The 21,430-nt window shown below is 38.1% G+C and carries 19 protein-coding genes; 6 read left to right on the forward strand and 13 right to left on the reverse strand.

All coding sequences use genetic code 11. The annotated features are described in order from the left end of the window. Positions 1-108: 108 nt before the first annotated feature. The 8 genes from I6E82_RS04790 to I6E82_RS04825 all read right to left on the reverse strand — a co-directional run bounded on the left by I6E82_RS04790 (position 109) and on the right by I6E82_RS04825 (position 9,251). Positions 109-723 carry a DsbA family protein gene (locus I6E82_RS04790; RefSeq protein WP_197116947.1) on the reverse strand — a complete coding sequence of 205 codons (615 nt, stop codon included), beginning with the start codon at positions 721-723 and terminating at the stop codon, positions 109-111. A gap of 13 nt (positions 724-736) precedes the next feature. Beyond that, positions 737-1,819 carry a GGDEF domain-containing protein gene (locus tag I6E82_RS04795; RefSeq protein ID WP_197116949.1) on the reverse strand — a complete coding sequence of 361 codons (1,083 nt, stop codon included), beginning with the start codon at positions 1,817-1,819 and terminating at the stop codon, positions 737-739. A 5-nt stretch (positions 1,820-1,824) separates the two neighbouring features. Beyond that, positions 1,825-3,714 (reverse strand): methyl-accepting chemotaxis protein, encoded by a 1,890-nt coding sequence (locus I6E82_RS04800; RefSeq protein ID WP_197116951.1) that lies wholly within the window; start codon positions 3,712-3,714, stop codon positions 1,825-1,827. Positions 3,715-3,971: 257 nt separating this feature from the next. Next, positions 3,972-5,228: a sugar MFS transporter gene (locus I6E82_RS04805; protein ID WP_197116953.1), complete on the reverse strand. Its 1,257-nt coding sequence runs from the start codon at positions 5,226-5,228 to the stop codon at positions 3,972-3,974. An 85-nt stretch (positions 5,229-5,313) separates the two neighbouring features. Further along, positions 5,314-6,207, reverse strand: a complete 894-nt coding sequence (locus tag I6E82_RS04810; RefSeq protein ID WP_197116955.1) for a substrate-binding periplasmic protein — start codon at positions 6,205-6,207, stop codon at positions 5,314-5,316. Between the two features lie 74 nt (positions 6,208-6,281). Continuing rightward, complete coding sequence (locus I6E82_RS04815; RefSeq protein WP_197100458.1) at positions 6,282-6,800, reverse strand: RNA methyltransferase; 519 nt, start codon at positions 6,798-6,800, stop codon at positions 6,282-6,284. After that, positions 6,800-7,312 (reverse strand): YcgN family cysteine cluster protein, encoded by a 513-nt coding sequence (locus tag I6E82_RS04820; protein WP_024591051.1) that lies wholly within the window; start codon positions 7,310-7,312, stop codon positions 6,800-6,802. Before I6E82_RS04820 ends, I6E82_RS04815 begins: the two co-directional genes overlap by 1 nt. Positions 7,313-7,409: 97 nt before the next feature. Beyond that, positions 7,410-9,251, reverse strand: a complete 1,842-nt coding sequence (locus I6E82_RS04825) for a DUF885 domain-containing protein (RefSeq protein ID WP_197116957.1) — start codon at positions 9,249-9,251, stop codon at positions 7,410-7,412. Between the two features lie 154 nt (positions 9,252-9,405). On the opposite strand from I6E82_RS04825, the gene I6E82_RS04830 reads away from it, so the two are divergent. Continuing rightward, a complete protein-coding gene (locus I6E82_RS04830; RefSeq protein WP_007583265.1) occupies positions 9,406-10,683 on the forward strand; it encodes a Xaa-Pro dipeptidase in 1,278 nt (425 codons plus the stop codon). A 218-nt stretch (positions 10,684-10,901) separates the two neighbouring features. After that, on the forward strand, positions 10,902-13,322 hold the full coding sequence (locus tag I6E82_RS04835) for a TonB-dependent receptor (RefSeq protein ID WP_197116959.1): 2,421 nt from the start codon (positions 10,902-10,904) through the stop codon (positions 13,320-13,322). A gap of 79 nt (positions 13,323-13,401) precedes the next feature. On the opposite strand, the gene adhP is transcribed toward I6E82_RS04835, so the two are convergent. After that, a complete protein-coding gene (gene adhP / locus I6E82_RS04840; protein WP_007583268.1) occupies positions 13,402-14,412 on the reverse strand; it encodes an alcohol dehydrogenase AdhP in 1,011 nt (336 codons plus the stop codon). Between the two features lie 205 nt (positions 14,413-14,617). On the opposite strand from adhP, the gene I6E82_RS04845 reads away from it, so the two are divergent. Further along, complete coding sequence (locus tag I6E82_RS04845; protein WP_010552940.1) at positions 14,618-15,163, forward strand: GbsR/MarR family transcriptional regulator; 546 nt, start codon at positions 14,618-14,620, stop codon at positions 15,161-15,163. Between the two features lie 40 nt (positions 15,164-15,203). Here I6E82_RS04845 and I6E82_RS04850 read toward each other — a convergent pair whose 3' ends face one another. Then, positions 15,204-16,220: a lytic murein transglycosylase gene (locus I6E82_RS04850; RefSeq protein ID WP_024594339.1), complete on the reverse strand. Its 1,017-nt coding sequence runs from the start codon at positions 16,218-16,220 to the stop codon at positions 15,204-15,206. Beyond that, complete coding sequence (locus I6E82_RS04855) at positions 16,213-16,494, reverse strand: YcgL domain-containing protein (RefSeq protein ID WP_007583270.1); 282 nt, start codon at positions 16,492-16,494, stop codon at positions 16,213-16,215. Before I6E82_RS04855 ends, I6E82_RS04850 begins: the two co-directional genes overlap by 8 nt. Positions 16,495-16,649: 155 nt before the next feature. Between I6E82_RS04855 and minC the strand changes: the two genes are divergently transcribed. The 3 genes from minC to minE are packed head-to-tail and all read left to right on the forward strand — an operon-like array spanning position 16,650 to position 18,434. Continuing rightward, positions 16,650-17,354: a septum site-determining protein MinC gene (gene minC / locus I6E82_RS04860; protein ID WP_007583271.1), complete on the forward strand. Its 705-nt coding sequence runs from the start codon at positions 16,650-16,652 to the stop codon at positions 17,352-17,354. 5 nt (positions 17,355-17,359) lie between these two features. Continuing rightward, positions 17,360-18,169: a septum site-determining protein MinD gene (gene minD, locus I6E82_RS04865; RefSeq protein WP_007583272.1), complete on the forward strand. Its 810-nt coding sequence runs from the start codon at positions 17,360-17,362 to the stop codon at positions 18,167-18,169. A 1-nt stretch (position 18,170) separates the two neighbouring features. Continuing rightward, positions 18,171-18,434 (forward strand): cell division topological specificity factor MinE, encoded by a 264-nt coding sequence (minE, locus tag I6E82_RS04870; RefSeq protein ID WP_004334706.1) that lies wholly within the window; start codon positions 18,171-18,173, stop codon positions 18,432-18,434. Between the two features lie 64 nt (positions 18,435-18,498). Here the strand turns inward: minE and rnd are convergent, their stop codons facing one another. Continuing rightward, a complete protein-coding gene (gene rnd / locus I6E82_RS04875; RefSeq protein ID WP_007583273.1) occupies positions 18,499-19,629 on the reverse strand; it encodes a ribonuclease D in 1,131 nt (376 codons plus the stop codon). 51 nt (positions 19,630-19,680) lie between these two features. Next, positions 19,681-21,333: a long-chain-fatty-acid--CoA ligase FadD gene (gene fadD / locus I6E82_RS04880; RefSeq protein ID WP_007580629.1), complete on the reverse strand. Its 1,653-nt coding sequence runs from the start codon at positions 21,331-21,333 to the stop codon at positions 19,681-19,683. Positions 21,334-21,430 lie beyond the last annotated feature (97 nt).

Raw genomic sequence — 21,430 nt, forward strand, 5'->3', positions numbered from 1 at the left:
TTGCGCAAAAAAGTCGCTTTTATGACAATGGTAACAATTAAGACTTACGAGGAGATTTTTAAGATGATAAGAGCATTTGTTAACCAAATGCCCTATAAACAAGCTGGGTTATTTTAAAATTGAATTAATTTGATTAAGGGAATAGTGCCAATCGGTATAATTAATTTCTATTGGGTGTGCTTTATTGTCTTTTATAAGCACGAGTGAGGGAAAACCTTGGATTGGTAGTGTACGAACAAAGGATAACTCAGCTTTAAATTCATCATTAAGCTCGCTTGACGTTAGCTGCACGGTAAACTCATTTTTATCTAAGCCAATCTTTTCAGCCAAACTAATTAATGTACTTTCATCTGACGGGTTTTGCGCATTTAGGTAATAAGCATTTTGAATTGCAGCCACCATTTGAGCTTCTTTATCCGCTTTACGCGCTATAAGTGCGGCTCTACATGCGGGATACGTTGAACGCCTTGGCTGGCAATTGCGCCAAAAATCATAATTAAATTGAGTGCCTAGCTGCGCTGAAATTTTATGCCAAGTCCCCTCAAGCATCTCTTTCATATTTTGTGGCATTGGGTCTTGGCTATCGGGTGCTAGGCCACCTACTCTATATTCTATTGCCACTTTACCAGCAAGCTCTGATTTTAGCTTAAGCCAGGTTGGTGAGTAACCCCAACACCAACTACACATTGGGTCATGAACATATATTAATTTACTTTGAGACATATTAATCCTTCAACTAGTTCGAGACGACACTATTACGACCAGCAGCCTTTGCACTATAAAGAGCTTCATCAGCTTGTTTTAACGAATCATCATAATCAGTTACTTTATTTACTTGGGAAATACCAATGCTACAGGTGATTGAAATACGCTGCTTGTCATCAGTAAATATAACGTGCCCTGCAACAGCCTCTCGAAATTTGTTTGCTATTACAGTGGCTGTAGCAACAGTAACCTGCGGTAAAATAACAACAAACTCCTCACCGCCATAACGGGCCTTTAACGCAGTTGCCAAAAACTGAGATTCAAGGAGCTTGGTAAATTCAATCAATACCGTATCACCAAAATCGTGACCATGCGTATCATTTAAAGATTTGAAGTTATCTAAATCAATTAACCAAATTGAAAAAGGTAAGTACTGCTCTGGGCGTGCTTGGGCAAGCTTTAAAAAATGAGAGGTAATAAAACGTCTGTTTGCTATACCAGTAAGGGGGTCGGTATAAGCATCTTGTTTTTGCTCTAGCGTAATATCGGCAATAGCCATGTGGCTTTTATACCTAAAATACTCACCAATAAATGAGAATAAAAACACCATAGAAAAGGACGCTATAAATCGTGTTTTTTCTACGTCGCCATAGCTAACTTGACCAAAATCAGGGCCGTATAAAATAACAATACAAGAAAACAGTAAAGTAAAACCTAACCAAGCACCTAATCTGACCCCTAAAGATGCAAACGTCACTACAGGATAAAACATAAGCCAATATAGCGCGGTGTTATCTTTACCACCGGTATAAACAAGTGCAACAAACATCATGCACACAATGCTCATACTTATTAATGCCACTACTTGAAGATTACCCGTTCTTATAAAGTAGATAGAACAGCTTATATTTGTAATATTAACGATAATTAATGAAGCAGTGAGTATCGGTGAGTAAACCTTATAATTCAAAAACACTAATACAGCAATCACCACAATTGATATCCCAATCATGGTAAATAAAGAAAACGCTTTGCGTTGCATGTCTGAGCTATAAACACTGTCGATATTTATTAGACTGAGCCAGTTTGGTTTATTTACATTTTTTTTAGTCATTAATTTTATACTTTAAACTTTTGAACCATATTTTCTAAGGCACTAAACTGCTGTTTTAATTTGGTACATTCGTTAAGTGTCTCATTTAAGTTAGCCTTGCCTTGTATAGAAAGCGCACTAATTGTTTGAATATCAGTATCTAATAACTTAACAACTTGGTTTTGCTCATCTGTTGCACTGGCCACAGAATGATTTGCATCGTTAATTTGCTTAATAGCTTGTATAACATGACTCATTAAATTGCCGACGGCATCTGCTTGTTGTACGCTTTTTTCACTGTCTTGAAGGCTTGTTTTCATAAGCTCTACAGCAAGGTTTGAGCCTTTTTGTAACTGGCTCACCGTGTCTTCAATTTCTTGCGTTGATTGTTGAGTGCGGTGTGCTAATTGGCGTACTTCATCTGCTACAACGGCAAAACCGCGTCCTGCCTCTCCTGCTCTAGCGGCTTCTATTGCTGCATTGAGTGCCAATAGATTAGTTTGCTCGCTTACACCTTTAATAACTTCAAGCACTTGCCCAATACTGGCTGTGTGTGTATTTAAACTGTTTATAGTTTGCTGAGCTTTCTCCATATTAGCTGAAAGCTGGTGGATGGTTGCAACACTGTGGCTTAATGCTTCTTGGTTTTGTGTTGAGTGCTCATCTGCATTTTTAGCAAGCTGCGATGCACTCTCTGCATTACTTGAAATATCCATTGATGTAGCTGAAAACTGATTAATAGCCGCAGCAACGCTATCCGTTCGTTTACTTTGATCATCATACATAGACAGTGATGAATGTGTTTGTGATACCAAGCTCTCTATGGCTGTATCTAATTGCTCAGTGGACTCTTTTACTTGCTCTATTGAATGCTGAATTTTTTCGATAAAAATATTAAATGAATGACTTAAGTCGCCAAACTCGTCATCATTTTCAACGGTTAGACGCCTTGTTAAATCGCCTTCGCCTTGTGCTATATCTTTAATGGCATCATTTAAACGGTTCATAGGCTGCATTAAATAGCGTAATAAAAGCTGCATCATAATAATGATAGCAATGATCCCTATCACCATAAAAACAGCCGCAGTTTGGCCAAAGTTAGAAACGCTGACATACGCTTTATCTTTATCTATAACAACACCTAGGTACCAATCTACATTTTCAATGCCACTAATTTTTGTAAACGAGATAAGTTTAGACTCTCCGTTTATTTCGTATTGGGTAAACTCACTTTGCAAGGGCGTATTAGTACCAAAAATATCTGCTGTATTTTTTAAGTTTAACTTAGCATTAGGATGGCTTAACACTTGACCTTTGTTATCGAGTAAAAAACCATAACCAAGACCTAAAAAATCAATATCGTTGATAATTTTAGTTACAGTTTGCATATCAATATCGGCACCTGCAACGCCGCTAAACTGCCCATTTTGTAAAATGGGTACTACCGCTGAGATTGTAAGCTCGTTAGTTGTTACATCAATATAGGGAGTTGTAAAAGCGGTATTTGATTTGTTTTCGACTAATTTGTACCAAGGCCGAGAGGTCGCATCAAAATCAGCAGGTAAAACAACAGATTGATCGTTTAATATAAACGTGCCGCTGGATTTACCGATATAGGTATTTTTAAAGCTTCCGGCAAGTTCTGCAGTATTTAATTGTGAAAGGGTGAGTGCTTTAGAATCATTGGCTTTGTGGGTTTTAGCAATTGATATAACAATCGCCAACTTTGCATTTAACCAACTCGCTATATTTTGTGAAACAGATTCTGAGTTTTGTTGTAATACTAGGCTTAACTGCTGCTCTGTTTGCTTGCGCATTGCAATGTAGTTATTAAAAGTAAATAACCCTAGCACCAAAACCAAAATTAAAGAGGCTGCAATAGTCACTTTGGAAGTAAATTTCAACGAGTTAAGCATATACATCCTTTTTATTATTTATCTTTATTATCCATACAGTTTTAGCAAAAATTTAGCAAAATGTCCTAATAAATAAGGCTTGCAACTAGATTATTAGATAAAAATAAGGATAAAGGATTAAAAAACAAAAGGCTGTAGGGGGTAACTGACTAATATTGAGATAAATTATGACTCGTATTAATTACTTGTGGAACGTTCCTATTAAGTATAGCTTTATAAGTGACTGAATACGTATTCAGTCACTTTTGTATAGTCTGTTATTTCCACTTATTTGCTAAGCGAACAACATTTAATCCGTACCATGCTATAAATACATAACACACCAATGGTACAAAAAAGCTTTGTTGTATATTAACTGTGTCAGCTATAAACCCTTGCAGTAATGGTACAAGTGCCCCCCCTACAATAGCTAAGCATAACCAACCAGAACCCTTACTAGTCAATGATCCTAGTCGCTCGATAGCAACCGAAAATATAGTCGGGAACATAATTGAGTTAAATAAACCAATTGCCAAAACTGAATATAAAGCGACGTCACCTTGAGTAAAAATTGTGATCAATAATAGCGCAATAATACTAAATGCATTAAATGCGATAGCCTTAGAAGGCGCTATTTTTTGTAATAAAACAGAGCCAATAAAACGCCCTACCATTGCCCCGCCCCAATAATAACTAATAAGTGCGGCCGCGGTATGCTCTTCAAGCCCTGCTATGTTTGCCTCACCAAAGTAATTTACTAAAAAGCTGCCGATGGCAACCTCCCCGCCTACATAACAAAATATAGCAAGTACACCCATAGTTAAGTGCGGTGCTTGAGTTAATGAACGAGATTCTACTGAAGCGTTATTTTCTTCTTTATGGGCTTCAATTTCTGGAAGCTTTATAAAGGCAAATATAATAGCGATAAGCAATAATGCGCCAGCAAGCATTAAGTAAGGAACTTTTACAGACTCAGCAGTTGCTGCAGAAGCGGCTAGACTACCTGCTGTACCAAAAAATAATAAACCACCCACATAAGGCCCAACAGTAGTACCAAGCGCATTAAGTGCCTGTGCCAAATTTAAACGAGAAGAAGCTGTTTTTTCAGGCCCAAGAGCAGCAACATAAGGGTTAGCAGAAACCTGAAGTACCGTTACACCAGCGGCAAGTACAAATAAAGCGCCTAAAAATAGCCAATACTCATGTACTACAACAGCAGGGTAAAACAACATACAGCCAATTGAAGCCACAATTAAACCGGTTAAAATCCCTTTTTTGTAACCAAACTGCTTAACTAAAATACCCGCAGGGATAGAAACAATAAAATAAGCACCAAAAAAGCAAAACTGTACTAGCATCGCTTCAAAAAAGCTTAAATCAAATACGCCTTTTAATCGTGGTATTAGTACATCGTTTAAAACAGTAATAAAACCCCATAAAAAAAATAGGGTCGTCATTGCAGTCAGCGGAAACAGGTAATTTTTATTTGGCTGTTCGTTGACCGCGAATGATTGATTTGTATTTATTTCACTCACGTCGTTTTCACTCCATTAACAAGTTGAAAACGATTCTACATGTTTATATATAAATTAGTCAGTGCAACAAAGGAACGTTCCAATTTTATGGTTTGCATTGAGTATTGGTCGTATTGATAATACGGTCTATCTCACCACTATTATGGAACTGATAAAGCCCTTCGTTTATGTCATCTAAGACTAAAAGCCATTTAGGTGTAAGCTTACTAATAGCAAAATATAAAGGGTTGTATTGCAGAGGAATGCTTTCTTGTTCAATGGAAGAAAGCAAAGATTGTTTTTCAGGTTTAGTTAAAGAAGAATAAGTTACTGAGAATTTAAGAACTTGAGGGTCGCCTATAATCAAATCAACACGTTTAGCAACCAGAAGCTGAACAAGCTGTAAATCATCAACAGAGGTAATAATTTCAAACTCAGCATTGTCCATCATGGCATCAAACTCAGGCGTATTTTGATACCCACGAACAACACCAATCTTTTGCCCTTTAAGCGATTTTAAGTTTCCAGTGAAACGGTCTGTATCGCCTTTCCTTTTTAAAAATGCAATTTCGCCACCTTTAAACGAATTAGATAAACCGAGTAATTCTCGACGTGTTTTACCATTAACATAATCGGAGGGGGCTGTATCTTCTATAAAGTATTCAGGCATTAATATATCAGCTTTGCCTAGTTCTACATTTCGTACAGCTCTTGCCCAAGGCAAAAATTCAATATATACGCTGTAGCCCTTACTATTTAATAGAGCAATTGAAAATTGATAAACCCAGCCTTTATTACATAAATTATTACCAATATAAGGAGGCCAATCGAGTGTGGCTAAATGGAGTGTTTGTTTGGGGTTTTTCGCTTCATAGAGCACTCCTGATTTGTGATAATGTCCAGTTAAAACATGTTGAGTACCATTTTGATAATACTCAACTGATGTTTCAGCAAAACAATTACTACTTGTCAGTAATAATATAAAATAAAACCAGCGCATTTTAGTATCTATTTATGATTTATAATGTTTTTAAGCTTAGCCAAAACTAACATTTTTGCACAAATAAACCTCGATTAATCAGATGCTTTTTGCCATTTCATTTTATTATTTGTATCACGTGAGCTTATAATTGTTGTATCGCTGCTCTCAACGCCGCCTAATTTAGCTAAGCGATCGTACAAAACCACATTACAAGTAGCCGCTAAGTTCATGCAGCCAATAGTTGGAATATATACCACTTCATCACACCACTTTAAAACGTCTTTTGGTACAGAGCCATCTTCGGGGCCAAAAACATAAAACGCATTTTCAGGATGCTTAAACTCAGGTAAAGGTGTTGCACCTTCAATAAGCTCAATGACAACAACGGTTGCGCCCTCTGGTTTTACCGCTTCTAAACTATTAGTTTCAGTTAAAGGGATACGCTCAAGTGCGTTCTTAGTATCGGTATGAAACTTTTTAGCGTTTAAGTAACGATTACCGGTAAAAAACACCTGTTTGGCATCGTAACAACCTGCTGCACGTAATACACCGCCAACATTAGTCGGGCTTTTAGGATTGATTAAACCAATTACCGCTTGTTGTTTGCTCATTACTCAGCGTCCTTTGTTGGCCACTCTGCAATGTACAAATCAAAGTCGTCTAGCTTTACATCGCAATCTTTGACTGTTTTGTCTTTTACAGAAATACCTAGCTCATGCATCTTTGTTTTATCGCCACTGTTTAATAATGGGTGCCAAGAAGCCAAACCACGACCTTCATGTAAACGACGGTAACTGCAGCTTTGTGGCATAAAAAAGATGTCTTTAAGGTTTTCTTTTGTGAGTTTTACACAAGAAGGAACAAGCGTTTGGCGGTTTTCGTATTCGCTACAACCACAGGTGTTGTTATCAAGATACTGACATACAATATTAGTAAATATTAATTGCTCACCTTCGCGTAACTGATCGGTGGCGGTAAATTCGTCTTCATCTTCGCTATCAATAAACGTATTTAAACAACATTTTCCGCATCCATCACAAATGGCTTCCCATTCGTTTTGACTCATGTCGCTTAAGCTTTTTTTAAGCCAAAATTGTGTATTTGCTAATTGTTGATCAAACATAGTTTACTCGTGCCCCCTAAAGAGCGCGCATTCTACCGTATTGCTGTAAATGGCGCAAAGCCAATACCCTTTCAAAGTACAGGCTTTGCGCTACAAATTAGCTTTGAGATTTAACCCAACGCTTAATTTTTTCCTCAAGGATTGGCATTGGCAATGCGCCATCAATTAATATTTGCGTGTGGAACGCTTTAATATCAAATTTATTGCCGAGTTCTTTTTTAGAAAAATCACGTAATTCTTGAATTTTAAATTGCCCTAACTTGTAAGAAAGCGCTTGGCCTGGCCATGCTATATAGCGCTCTACTTCAGCAATTACATCACTTTTAGCCATAGACGAATTTGCAAGCATGTAGTCTATACCTTGTTGACGCGTCCACCCTTTTGCATGAAAACCAGTATCAAGCACTAAACGCATAGCGCGTAATTGCTCATCCGATAAACGTCCGTACCACATATAAGGGTCGGTAAATAAACCTAGCTCTTTGCCTAAGCTTTCTGCATAAAGCGCCCAACCTTCTGCAAACACAGTGTAACCACCAAATTTGCGAAAATCAGGTAAGCCCTCTATTTCTTGCTGAAGTGCTATTTGAAAGTGATGGCCCGGGGCTGCTTCGTGAATCGATAAAGTTTCGAGTAAAAATTTAGGCTGCGCTTTTAAGTTATAAGCATTGATATAAAAAATACCAGGGCGAGAGCCATCAGGCGCCGGAGATGCGTATGAAGCACCTGCTGCAGACTGCGCTCTGTATGCTTCAACAGCTTTTACAACATAAGGTGCTTTGGGTGCGATGTTAAAAAGCAGAGGCAAACGCGCGTCTATTTTTTTCTTAACGTTTTCATATGCCGCAATTAACTCCTCGGGCGTGTCGTAGTAAAATTCATCTGAATCGCGTAAATGGTCAAAAAATTCTGATAACTCACCTTTAAAGCCCACGGTTTCTTTTACTTTTTTCATTTCGCTTAAAATACGCGACACTTCACTTAAACCAATGTCATGAATTTCATCTGCAGATAAGCTAAGCGTCGTGTTTTTCTTAATTTGGTATTCGTACCATGCTTTACCGTTTGGTAAGTCACTATAACCAACGCTTTCTCGGCTATTTGCAATATACTGATTAGCTAGAAAGTCACTCATGCTTTTATAAGCTGGTACTAAGTGCTTCATAATCAATTCACGATACTGTGCTGTAACTTTTTGCTTTTGCTGTGCGCTAAACGAGTCTGGTAATTTTTTAATTGGTCCCCAAAATAGTGAGTCTTCGGCATTTTTAACTACATGAGCTGCAAATTGTGGCTGCAGTTTTTCAGCAAGTGGTTTTGGTAACGTAATACCTAGTTTAATGCCTTGCGCCATTGAACGCTCTACACTGGCAAGCCACTTTACAAAACCTTCGCTGCGCGAGATAAAAGCCGTGTAATCTTCAGCGGTATTAAACGGCTGAGCACTTTGACCTGAACCAAAACCTGCAAAGGTGTTATGCGCCCCCGCCATTTGGTTAATTGGTAGTAAATAATCAGGAAACTGCATGCCTTCTAATTTAAGTGCAAGGTCGCGCTCTAATATTTCAAAACTTAAAAGCGACTGCCCTGTTAACTGTGCTTTATCTATAAAGTTTAAACGCTGTTGATATTTTTTATAAAAAGCCGCTTTTTTAGCTCTATTTTCTTTTGAAATCTCAGGCGTAAATTGATCGTTAAACTCGTTACGACCATTATAAGTTGCGCTGATGGGGCTATATGTAAGCGATTCATCGTAATACTGTGCAACAAGTACATCGAGCTGTTGCTCTGCCGAAAGCTCTGAAACAATACCTGCCGATGCGTTAACGGTGTTTAACTGCGCACTGGTATTAGTGTGTGTACTAAGCTCAGTATTCATACAGCCACTTAAAGCAAACATAACGCCACTGGCAACTAATGCTAATTTAATTGATTTCATGATAATCCTTTTTAATATCGTTTTTTGATTATGCGCATTAAGCCTTACTTAATAAAGTAATTACGATAGATTGCGTTCATCGTATTAAATTTGCACTTTTATCTGAGCTTGTTACATTTCTATTAATTCAAATATGATTTAAAAGAAAAATAAAATGAAAAAACAACTACTCAGCACCTCTATTGCCTTACTTTGTTTAACTACTTTTAATGCCCATGCCGTTACATACCTATCGGCTAAAGCCATGGTTAATGTGGAAGATGGCAAACTCATTAAATCGCCCTTGATTACTATTGATGATGGCGTAATTACAAACATCGAACAAAATAAAAAACCAACGCTGACTAAAGATGATAAACATATTCAACTACTTGATTTAACCCTTATGCCAGGTTTAATGGATATGCATGTGCATTTAACAAGCGACCCTACGGTTCCACGCAGTGAACGTTTAGGCCAGTCAGTTCCTAGAATGGCAATTAAAGCGGCTCATTTTGCTAAAAGAACCTTAGAAGCCGGATTTACAACAGTTCGTAATGTTGGCGCAGAAGGTTACAGCGTTATAGCGGTGCGTGACGGCATAAATGCGGGTGACATAGTTGGCCCTCGTATTTGGGCTGCGGGGCCATCACTCGGAATTACCGGCGGGCACTGTGATAACAACCGATTACCTCCTGAGCTAAAATATACTTCAAGTGGCGTCGCAGACGGTCCATGGGCTGCGCGTATAAAAGTACGCGAAAACATTAAATACGGGGCAAACGCTATTAAGTTTTGCGCCACAGGTGGAGTATTTTCAAAAGGGACTAAAGTAGGTGCACAGCAGTATTCTTTTGAAGAAATGAAAGCCATCGTTGATGAAGCCCATATGCGAGATTTACCTGTTGCAGCTCATGCACACGGTACAAGCGGGATTAAAACAGCCATTAAAGCAGGTGTTGATAGCGTAGAGCACGCCAGCTTTTTAGATGACGAAGCCATAGCCCTTGCCAAAGAGCATGGAACTTGGCTTTCTATGGATATTTATAACACCGAATACACTTTGACTTATGGCGAGCAAAATGGTGTTGACGAAGAAAATCTAAATAAAGAACGCCAAGTATCAAAAAGGCAACGTGATAGCTTTAGCCGTGCTGTAAAAGCGGGTGTGAAAATGGTCTTTGGAACGGATGCAGCAATTTACCCGCACGGAGATAATGCAAAACAGTTTAGCCGCATGGTTGAATTTGGCATGACAGAACTACAAGCCATTCAAGCATCCACAATTAATAGCGCTAAGTTATTAAAAATGGATACTCAGTTAGGACAAATTAAAACCGGATTTGCTGCTGATATAATTGCTGTAAAAGCAAACCCTCTTAAAAACATTAAAACCTTAGAGTCAGTACCCTTCGTAATGAAAGCAGGTGTTGTTTATAAAAACCAATTGTAAATACACGCTATTAAGGCTGAGCTTACTTAGCCTTAATAAACCCCTCACCCATCTCAAACATCCTATAAAAGGTACAACGTACCTTTTATAGGCGTAACTTTGTTTATTAATTATCCGAACAGTTTTATTTAATCAAATAAAATGAACTTTCTATTCACTTTAAAAACAATAACCATTATCATTCGCGCAAATTCAATAACGCGAATAGTTATCACTCTATGAAAACGTTTAAGTACTCTCTTATTACTCTTGCTTGTTTAAATGCAAATATGGCATTTGCCCAAAATACAAAAGTTGATGCTGATATTGAACGCATCAGCGTATACGAAAAACAAAACCGCGTGGTGATGAGCTCAGGTCTTGCTACTAAATCAGACATGTCTTTAATGGAAACACCTGCACCGGTTGTGATTATTGACCGTGAACTTATTGAATCTCAAGGTGTAGATAGCCTACAAGATTTAGTTAGAAACGTAAGTGGTTTAACACAAGCAGGTAATAACTACGGTATTGGTGATAACTTAGTAATTCGTGGTTTAGATGCAAACTACACCTACGATGGTATGTATGGTGGTGCAGGCCTGGGTAATACATTCAACCCAACTCGTTCACTTACAAATGTTGAATCTGTTGAGGTTTTAAAAGGCCCAGCAACAGGTTTATATGGCATTGGTAGTGCGGGTGGCGTAATTAACCTAATTGAGAAAAAGCCAGAGTTTGAAGAGAAACACAAAGTATCGGCTGAGCTTGGCCAGTGGGATAGCTATTCATTATCGTTTGATAGCACTAACGCTATAACAGATGACTTGGCCTATCGTGTAATGGCTAAAACAGCGTCAAGTGACGGCTTTCGCGATTTAAAAGAAGATCGCGACGAAATTTATACCTCGCTTAAATACGTACTAAACGACAGACAAAACATCATGCTTTCGGCAGCCTATATAAAAGATGAAATAGCGGTTGATTCTATTGGCCACCCTATTCGTATTTACAATGCAGAAACTGCAAATGGTTTAAGCGCGGGTGAAGTAACCGGTGCCGATTTAGTAAACGATCCGACAGGAAGCGGCGTACAGTTAAGTGATGCACAACGCGACCAACTTGCTAATTCGCTATCTGCATCTGATGGATTAACACCTTATAGCTTTGGCACAAATGGTATTATTTCACCAATGGCTGATGCTAACGAAGGTGAAGAACTGCGTTTTAAATTAACGCATAACTATTACATTACTGACGATTTGTTTTTAAACCAGCAGCTACAGTACCGTAACTACACATCAAGTTTTGCGCGCCAAACAGGTGCTTATAACTACGTTTATTCTACTCGTGATGGGATTATTAATAACGACCCTCGTGCTCCATTAGTTGAAGACGGTGTACTTTACCCGTATGCAGCACGTCGCCAAGAATACCGCCAAGTAGAAGCAGATGAAAAATCATGGCAGTACTTTTTAGATTTACGTTATGACTTTATGTTAGGCGACGTAGATAACGAATTACTTGTTAACGCCAACTACGAAGATAGAGATATTCGTTTTAAACAATTCTCAATATGGGATCAAGATTACGTACTCACAAACAATGATGGTGATGTAACGTACCAAGGTTCATTGCCGTATATTTACGATATAAGAGAACCAAATTGGCCATCTGGCAGCTTTGATGACTTCGATCCACTTAAAACCAGCGACTACAATAAAAAAGTACAAGCATGGGGCTTAGGCATTCAACATGTTGGTTATCTTACTGAAGAGCTTACAACGCGTATTGGTGTAGCATATAACCGAATTGAGCAAACTTACGAGCACTTTGGTGTAGATGAGCGCTATAGCTCAAGCCGTGCAGAGCCAACACCTGAAGCGAGTACATCAGATTCTGGCTTAACGTATAACCTGGGTGCGACGTATCAGCCATCTGAAGATTTATCTGTATTTGTAAATCATTCAAAAGGTCGAACGGCGTATAGTGTATTAGGCTCAGTTGCGGGTAATGAAGCAGACAGAGAAGATTCTGAATCAATGAGTAACGATTTAGGTTTTAGATTTAAAGCGTTTGATGATCAACTACTAGCTTCTGTTGTTATATTCGAAAGCTCTCGTACTAATTTAGAATACGCAAATCCGCTTTATGACGCTTTAACATCAGGCTCAAATGTACCTGAAAGCTATTATGATGGTAAAGAAGAAACAACAGGTATTGAACTTGATTTAAACGCTTACTTAAATGATAAATGGAAAGTAAACGTAAACGGTATTTATCAAGATGCACGTGACAAAAGCAATCCTAACAGCAGCAGTTATGACACACGCCAAAAAGGTGTGCCTTACGTAACAGCAAGCACGTGGGTAACTTATTACGCAGATATGTTTAACTTACCTGAAGCTGTAAATATAAGTGGTGGTATTACATTTGTAGATAACAGAAGTACTAATTCAAGTTCGTTCTCGATTCCTGATGGTTACGTACCAAGTTACACGATTTACGATACAGCGGTATCGTATACAACTGATAAATGGCATATGCAGTTAAACTTAAATAACTTGTTTAACAAAAAATATTACTCAAAAGCAATGTTTTTAGGTGGCATGCCAGGCGAAGAGCGTAATGCAAAACTAAGTTTTAGTTACACACTTTAATTGGTTTAGAATTTAAAAAGCACGGTTTTCTAATTTAGAAGCCGTGCTTTTTTTGTGTTTTATAAACGCTTAATCTAAATTAAATAGTAACCACTATGCGACCGTTAATTTCACCTTTGAGCATATCATCAAAAATCTCGTTAATGTCCTCTAAGCGTTTTTCTTCAATAATCGCTTTTACTTTACCTTGCGCTGCAAATTCCAAGCATTCCTGCAAATCTTTACGTGTACCAACAATAGAGCCCACTACTGACACGCCATTAAGCACAGTATCAAAAATAGGAAGTGGCATATCCTCTGGAGGTAATCCCACTAATACACATTTACCGCCACGGCGTACACTTTTATAAGCTTGTTCAAACCCAGCTTTAGATACCGCAGTACACACAACGCCATGCGCGCCACCTACTTGTTCAAAAATAGCTTCGCTAGGAACAACTTCTTTAAAGTCGAGTGTTATATCTGCGCCAAGCTCTTTAGCAAGCGCGAGTTTTTCTTTACCTGTATCAACAGCTATTACATTAAAACCCATTGCTTTAGCGTACTGTACTGCTAAATGACCAAGGCCACCTACACCAACAATAGCAACCCACTGCCCAGGTTTAGCACCGGATACTTTTAATGCTTTATAGGTTGTAACACCTGCACAAAATAATGGAGCAGCTTCAGAAAAGCCTAATCCCTCAGGTATTTTTACAACATAATCACCATGCGCTAAACAATATTCAGCATAACTACCATCAATAGAATAACCCGTATTATGCTGCGATAAACACAGTGTTTCTTTGCCATCTAAGCAAAACTCACAGTGCCCACATGCACTATAGAGCCAAGGAATACCCACTCTATCGCCAACTTCTAAGTGCTTAATGTTGCTTCCAACTTTATCAATAACACCAACTCCTTCATGCCCTGGAACTAATGGCATTTTTGGCTTTACCGGCCAATCACCATGACAGGCATGTAAATCGGTGTGGCAAACGCCACAAGCGGCTATTTTTACTAAAACGTCGTTTATTCCAACCTCAGGAATTGGCAGATCTGTTATTTGTAATTTACCTTTGTATTCATTATTAATTGCAGCTTTCATAGTCATTCCATCGTATGTGAAAAAAATTAAAAATAAGGATTTATTTACGTATTGTTGTGTACAACATATCCCAATATAGATGTATAAATATTAATCTAAATCATACTTTAGTCGTTAAAATCAATTTATAAAATGGCTAAGAACTTGCTATCCAAAATGAGCGTGCTAGCATTTACTTTCTGAAATTACTGAAAGTTACTAAGCTATGAGTTTATCCGAAAAGAATTTTGCCTTTGTAATGCATTGTGGTGAGATGGGCAGCCGCTGGGGATTCAATCGTACGATTGGGCAAATGTGTGGTTTGCTGATTATTACTAAAAATCCAATGACAGCCAATGAGATTGCAGATGCGCTTAGTATTTCTCGCGGTAATGTAAGCATGGGTATTAAAGAGTTGCAATCGTGGCAATTAATTAAAGTGCAGCATATTCCTGGCGATCGAAAAGAGTACTACGCCCCTGCTGGCGATATTTGGGATATGGCAAATCGCGTATTTGAAGAACGTAAAAAGCGCGAAATTGAGCCCACCTTAACATTACTACGCGATAACTTATTAGACGAAGCCAGTAACGACGATGAGCTTTATGCACAAAAACAAATGGGGGAAATTCACAACCTACTTGAAACTGTCACTAAATGGTCATCAGAGCTGCAACGTTTAACGCCAGAGCAACTTAATAAGCTGATGAAGCTAGGTTCTGGAATTGGTAAAGTTATTGACTTAAAAGATAAGATATTCAAAAAAGAATAAAGCCGCAATTGCGGCTTTATTTATATGTATATTTTAATAATTAGATTTTTGGATAACCAATTCTATCCGACAAGTAACCTACGCTAGTAGCAAAGTAATACGAGCGATTCCAATGCATAAACACTTTGTAGTTATCGTACGCTAAGTACATACGGCCATTTATATCATCAGGCATAACCAGCGCAGCACGTACGTCTACATTAGGTAAATCAGAGCCATCAGCTTTACGAACACCCAGTGCTTGCCAATCAGCTAATGAGCGCTCAGAATCATTCCAATATTCTAGCCACTGCTTGCGCGTTTTTGTACCACGCACTAAAACGTATTTACTATCAAAGTTTTCAGGTAACTGTACTTGGCGACCCCACGTAAGAGAGTCGTTCCAGCCTTCTTGCTTTAAATAGTTAGCAATTGAAGCAAAAGCATCTTCCTTTGTGGTCCAAATATCTTTACGGCCATCATTATTGTAATCAACCGCGTAAGCATTAAATGAAGTTGGCATAAATTGCGTTTGCCCCATTGCGCCTGCCCATGAGCCTTTAAATTTATCAAGCGTGATATGGCCCGATTTTAAAATGTCGAGTGCAGCCCAAAGTTGGCGCTTATAAAGCGCTTCTCGGCGTCCATCAAAAGCAAGCGTTACTAACGATGCGATAACATTATGGCCACCTTGAATGGCGCCAAAATTACTTTCAAGTCCCCACAAGGCCACTATAAAGCGTGCTTGTACGCCAAACTCTTTCGCTACTTTTTCAAGTACATCTTTGTTTTCTGCATAAAGCTTGCGTGCGCGGTCTATTTTCCACTGTGGTACACGTTTTGGTAAATACGTTTCGAGGGTTTCTTTTACTTCTGGCTGGTTTTTATCAGCCGAAACCACTTTTTCTTTATATGTTGCTGTTGCAAAAGCATCATCAATAAGTTTGGCTTCGTAACCTTTTGAGATGGCTTCTTGCTTTAAATTTGCTAAATAATCTTGAAATTCGGCCTGTGTTTTTGCCATCACAGATGAGCTTAAACATACACCACATAATATAACGATAAGTTTTTTAATCACTATCAACTCCATTTTCTTTTCGTAACTGACTTAGCAAATTTTGTTCCGGTGGAGGAAGTTGTAAATAATAACCCTGATCACTTAGTGCACCTTTTACTGCTTCTAAATCAGACCCACCTAAATGCTCACGTTTTGCTAAGTTGATGATCATCACATAAAGAGGTTGACCAAACATAGCCATTAAAGGTTCCGGAACTTTGTCAAAATCATCTCTTTTTTCAACAAATAAGAACGTATCCGCTTTTTTCTTACTTTTATATACTGCAGTGAGCATTATGACCCTATAAATTCTTGCTTAACAATGCCGCACACTATAACATGAGAGTAATAATAAGTTAGAAAAATTAGATTAGAAATTTCAATAAAGGCCCTATTCAGCCTACGTTTATCTAAAATTAATTTCTAATCAGACAATTCAATTGAGCGTGTATGTCGGACCAAATTTTTGAGTTAAAAGGGAATCTTTTTACGTTATCAGTTTTACATCTTTATAGTACTGATATAAACCTTTTAGCAGAACAACTATATATAAAAATAGCCCAGGCCCCTAAGTTTTTTGAGGGTGCTCCTATTGTTGTTAATTTAATTGAAATTAAAAACAGTTCACTTGATTTTGTACACTTAAAGTCATTAATCGAGCGTATGAGCTTTAACGCTGTTGGTGTATGTAATGGCTCAGATGAGCAACATACACAAGCTAAAGCTGCTGGCTTATCTGTTTTGAATTATTCACAAGACGTCAAGAGCGAACCTGTTAAACAAGAGGCTAATACGTCGATTGTAGAAAAAACAGTGCATTTACCAGCGCAAATTATTAGCGGTACAGTTCGCTCTGGACAACAAGTGTATGCAAAAGATAGAGATTTGATAGTACTTGGCGCGGTTAGTCATGGTGCTGAAGTTATTGCCGATGGAAATGTGCATATTTATGGCACGCTACGCGGTCGCGCTATTGCAGGCGCAAAAGGTTTTAAAGAAGCACACATTTTTTGCCAAAAACTTGAGGCCGAGCTGGTTTCAATAGATGGTAACTACTGGATCAGTGATTCACTACAAGGTGAACATTGGGGAAATGCAGTGCAAATACAACAAAAAGACGAATCATTAGAAATTTCAGCTTTGGTTAAAGGATAAATCTCATGGCAAAAGTAATTGTCGTTACCTCAGGTAAAGGCGGTGTTGGTAAAACAACATCAAGTGCTGCAATTGGCACAGGCTTAGCGTTAAAAGGCTATAAAACAGTTATTATCGACTTTGATATTGGTTTACGTAACTTAGATTTAATTATGGGTTGTGAACGCCGTGTTGTTTATGACTTTGTAAACGTAATTAATGGTGAGGCAAACCTTAACCAGGCGCTTATTAAAGATAAACGTGTAGATAAATTATTTTTACTACCCGCTTCACAAACTCGTGATAAAGACGCATTAACTCGTGAAGGTGTTGAACGCGTATTAAACGAATTAAAAGAAGACTTTGATTACATTGTGTGTGATTCACCAGCAGGTATTGAAGCTGGCGCTATGATGGCAATGTACTTTGCTGATGAAGCAATTGTTACAACAAATCCAGAAGTGTCGTCAGTTCGAGATTCAGATCGTATTTTAGGTATTTTACACAGCAAATCAAAACGTGCTGAAGAAGGCCTAGAAAACATTAAAGAACACTTACTATTAACACGCTATAATCCTAGTCGTGTTGAAAAAGGTGAAATGCTATCGGTAGAAGATGTGCAAGATATTCTGTCAATCCCACTATTAGGTGTTATTCCTGAATCGCAAGCGGTATTAAGTGCTTCAAACTCAGGCCAACCTGTTATATTGGATACAGAATCTGATGCAGGCCAAGCTTATTCTGATGCAATTAACCGCTTACTAGGTGAAACCGTCGATTTTCGCTTCTTAGACGTTGAGAAAAAAGGCTTATTTAAACGGATTTTTGGAGGTTAACGTGTCTTTACTTGACTACTTCCGCTCAGAAAAGAAAAACAGTGCGTCACTAGCAAAAGAGCGATTGCAGATCATTGTCGCGCACGAGCGTTCTCAACGAGGAACGCCGGATTACTTACCACAATTAAAACAAGACATTTTAGATGTGATCCGTAAATACGTGAACGTAAGTACCGATGCAGTTCAGGTTCAGTTTGATCAGAACGAAGACGATTTAGCCGTACTTGAGCTAAACGTTACGCTACCTGATGAAGAAAAGAAGTAATTGAAGAAAGGGCGCTTTATAAGCGCCCTCTTTATTTTCGCAATAACTTTCTAAATATCTAGTCTTAAGTATCCCATTCTTTTAAAGCGTCTTTAACGTAGGTATATCGCCAAGAGCTCAGTAAGTCAGGCTTTATATGACTCTGTTTTTGCTCATTAGTTAGCTTCCAATTCCAACTAATCAGTTGATTAACTTGCTTTTTAGAGGCCATAACGTCTTCTGGTATATTGTGCTCTTTAGCTACTTTAGTGATTTTTTGTTTTATATCTTTTGCTACTTTTTTATAAGTAGGAAAATCAATTAAGCGCTTAAGTACATCAGGGTGCTGAGCATCTGGAACTTCTTTGGCAGCTTCAATACACTTTATTATATCGACACCAGAGCGATTAACTTCAATAGCTTCAACACCTGGAATTTGACGTAGAGCGTTTAAACTTGAAGGACCACGTTTGGCAATTTCAGTCATGTTATGTTCTTTTAACACAAAATTAAGCGCCAAATTTTTCTTGATAGCTTTATTTCTTCGCCATACAGCAAGCTCTTTTAACACCGCCAGTTCGTGCGGTTTAAGTTGCCATGCATTTTTAATATCTTTATATAAAAGTTCGTCAGGTGTTTGAAATGCACGTTTTTTGGCAATCAATTCACTTTCGTTTATTACAATGTCAAAGAAGCCAGCGGCATTAATGCGATCAATAATCAGCTCAAAACACGGTAATAAGTAAAAAGTATCAGCAGCCGCGTAGTCTAATTGTTTTTTAGTTAACGGGCGTTGCAGCCAGTTAGTGCGTGACTCGCTTTTATCTATTTCAATACCTTGCAGCTCTTTTACCATAAGAGCAAAACCCATACAGTTACCTTCACCGAGTAGCTGCAACGCAAATTGTGTATCAAATAATGGGGCTGGGACAAAGCCTGCGTACTTTTGAAAAACTTCAATATCTTCTGAAGGAGAATGCAGTACTTTTAAAACTGCAGGATCTTTAAGTATTTCCCAAAAATCAAATAGTGAAAGTTCCGCTAATGGGTCAATAAGCGCTAAATGCTCACCATCAAAAACTTGGATAAGTGCAACTTCTGGATACAAAGTACGACGACGCATAAACTCAGTATCAATAGCTAAAATAGGTTTATTTTTTATTTGTTCAACAAAAGTGTTCAGTTGATTTTGGGTTTCGATCAATTGGTATTGCACTTAATCTCCTACAATAAAAAAGCCGACATATGTCGGCTTTTTTATAGGTTGCTAATCTTTCAAGGCTCTTCGGAGTATCTTACCTACGTTAGTTTTAGGTAACTCATCCCTAAACTCTACCAGCTTGGGGACCTTGTAATTAGTTAAATTATCACGACAGTGACTTATTATATCTTTTTCAGTTAAAGAAGGGTCTTTTTTCACAACAAAAACTTTAACTTGTTCACCACTTACATCGTGAGGAATACCGATAGCAGCTACTTCAAGCACACCTTCGTGCATAGCCACTACTTCTTCAATCTCATTAGGGAAAACATTAAAGCCAGATACGATGATCATGTCTTTTTTACGATCTACAATAAAGAAGAAACCTTCGTCATCATAAGTCGCAATATCACCTGTAGCAAACCAGCCGTCTTTTAAACATTCAGCGGTTGCATCTGGTCGTTTGTAATAACCAACCATGACTTGCGGGCCTTTAACACAAAGCTCGCCAGGTTCACCTTTAGCGGCTTCTTCGCCGTTATCTAAAACCAATTTAATATCAGTGTTAGGCGCTGGTAAACCAATAGAGCCATTATATGCTTTCAAATCAAAAGGACTAATAGTAACTAAAGGAGAACATTCTGTAAGGCCATAACCTTCCATTAATTTTGAGCCAGTCACTTTTTGCCATTTTTCAGCAACAGGACGTTGAACGGCCATACCGCCGCCTAAAGACATTTTTAAATGACTAAAATCAAGTTCAGCAAAACCTGGTGTGTTTAATAAACCGTTAAATAATGTATTAACACCGGTAATAGCTGTGAAATTATGTTGACCCAACTCTTTAACAAACCCAGGCATATCTCGTGGGTTTGTAATTAATATATTTAAACCACCGTACTTCATAAATGTTAGGCAGTTAGCTGTTAAGGCAAATATATGATAAAGCGGTAAAGCAGTCACAACCACTTCTTCACCACGGTTTAACACTTTGTCTAAACAACCTGAAACTTGTTCAAGGTTACCAACCATGTTGCCATGGCTCAGCATTGCCCCTTTAGATACACCTGTTGTGCCGCCGGTGTACTGTAAAAATGCAAGATCAGACAAGCTCATTTCAGGGCGCGTATATTTAGCTTCATCTGCAGCTAAAACGTCTGAAAATTTAATTGTGTTAGGCAAGTTGAACTTTGGCACCATTTTTTTAATGTGCTTCACAACAAAGTTAACGACATGCTTTTTAAGCCCGCCAACCATATCGCCTACTTGCGTAACCACGATATGTTTAACATCAGTATGAGCAAGTGACTTTTCAAGTGTGTCAGCAAAGTTTGCTAGGATGAAAATAGCCGTAGTGTCAGAGTCTTTTAGCTGATGCTCTAATTCACGTACTGTGTAAAGTGGGTTAACATTTACAACCACACAACCTGCACGCAAAACACCTAAAATTGTGACTGGTGTTTGTAGTAAATTAGGCATCATTACGGCAACTTTGTCGCCTTTTTTAAGACCCAAATCATTTTGAATATAGGAAGCAACTTTTTTTGTTGCTGTGTCTATTTCATCGTAAGACATCGTTTTACCCATATTCGTAAATGCAGGTAAATCGGTGTAGTCACTAAAACTTTTTTCGAACACTTCGAGTAACGAGTTGTAATGCTCAGGATCGATTGTTTCAGGCATACCCTCTGGGTAGCGCTTAAGCCAGATTTTTTCCACTCTTAGCCCCTGTTTATAATTATATTTTTATTAACCTTAATCTAAGTAAGGCGCTTTAACAATTGAGCAAATACTCTAATGCAGGAATAATCCCACA

It is taken from the genome of Pseudoalteromonas sp. NZS11 (genome assembly GCF_015864765.1).
Classification (GTDB): Bacteria; Pseudomonadota; Gammaproteobacteria; order Enterobacterales; family Alteromonadaceae; genus Pseudoalteromonas; species Pseudoalteromonas arctica.

What these genes read in the sequence shown, in the direction of transcription:
- I6E82_RS04795 (WP_197116949.1), bottom strand. Translation starts at nt 1,819, where the DNA reads ATGACTAAAAAAAATGTAAATAAACCAAACTGGCTCAGTCTAATAAAT.
- I6E82_RS04835 (WP_197116959.1), top strand. Translation starts at nt 10,902, where the DNA reads ATGAAAACGTTTAAGTACTCTCTTATTACTCTTGCTTGTTTAAATGCA.
- I6E82_RS04855 (WP_007583270.1), bottom strand. Translation starts at nt 16,494, where the DNA reads ATGCTCACTGCAGTATATAAAAGTAAGAAAAAAGCGGATACGTTCTTA.
- minD (WP_007583272.1), top strand. Translation starts at nt 17,360, where the DNA reads ATGGCAAAAGTAATTGTCGTTACCTCAGGTAAAGGCGGTGTTGGTAAA.
- I6E82_RS04815 (WP_197100458.1), bottom strand. Translation starts at nt 6,800, where the DNA reads ATGAGCAAACAACAAGCGGTAATTGGTTTAATCAATCCTAAAAGCCCG.
- I6E82_RS04825 (WP_197116957.1), bottom strand. Translation starts at nt 9,251, where the DNA reads ATGAAATCAATTAAATTAGCATTAGTTGCCAGTGGCGTTATGTTTGCT.
- I6E82_RS04790 (WP_197116947.1), bottom strand. Translation starts at nt 723, where the DNA reads ATGTCTCAAAGTAAATTAATATATGTTCATGACCCAATGTGTAGTTGG.
- minC (WP_007583271.1), top strand. Translation starts at nt 16,650, where the DNA reads ATGTCGGACCAAATTTTTGAGTTAAAAGGGAATCTTTTTACGTTATCA.
- I6E82_RS04845 (WP_010552940.1), top strand. Translation starts at nt 14,618, where the DNA reads ATGAGTTTATCCGAAAAGAATTTTGCCTTTGTAATGCATTGTGGTGAG.
- adhP (WP_007583268.1), bottom strand. Translation starts at nt 14,412, where the DNA reads ATGAAAGCTGCAATTAATAATGAATACAAAGGTAAATTACAAATAACA.
- I6E82_RS04820 (WP_024591051.1), bottom strand. Translation starts at nt 7,312, where the DNA reads ATGTTTGATCAACAATTAGCAAATACACAATTTTGGCTTAAAAAAAGC.
- I6E82_RS04830 (WP_007583265.1), top strand. Translation starts at nt 9,406, where the DNA reads ATGAAAAAACAACTACTCAGCACCTCTATTGCCTTACTTTGTTTAACT.
- I6E82_RS04810 (WP_197116955.1), bottom strand. Translation starts at nt 6,207, where the DNA reads ATGCGCTGGTTTTATTTTATATTATTACTGACAAGTAGTAATTGTTTT.
- I6E82_RS04800 (WP_197116951.1), bottom strand. Translation starts at nt 3,714, where the DNA reads ATGCTTAACTCGTTGAAATTTACTTCCAAAGTGACTATTGCAGCCTCT.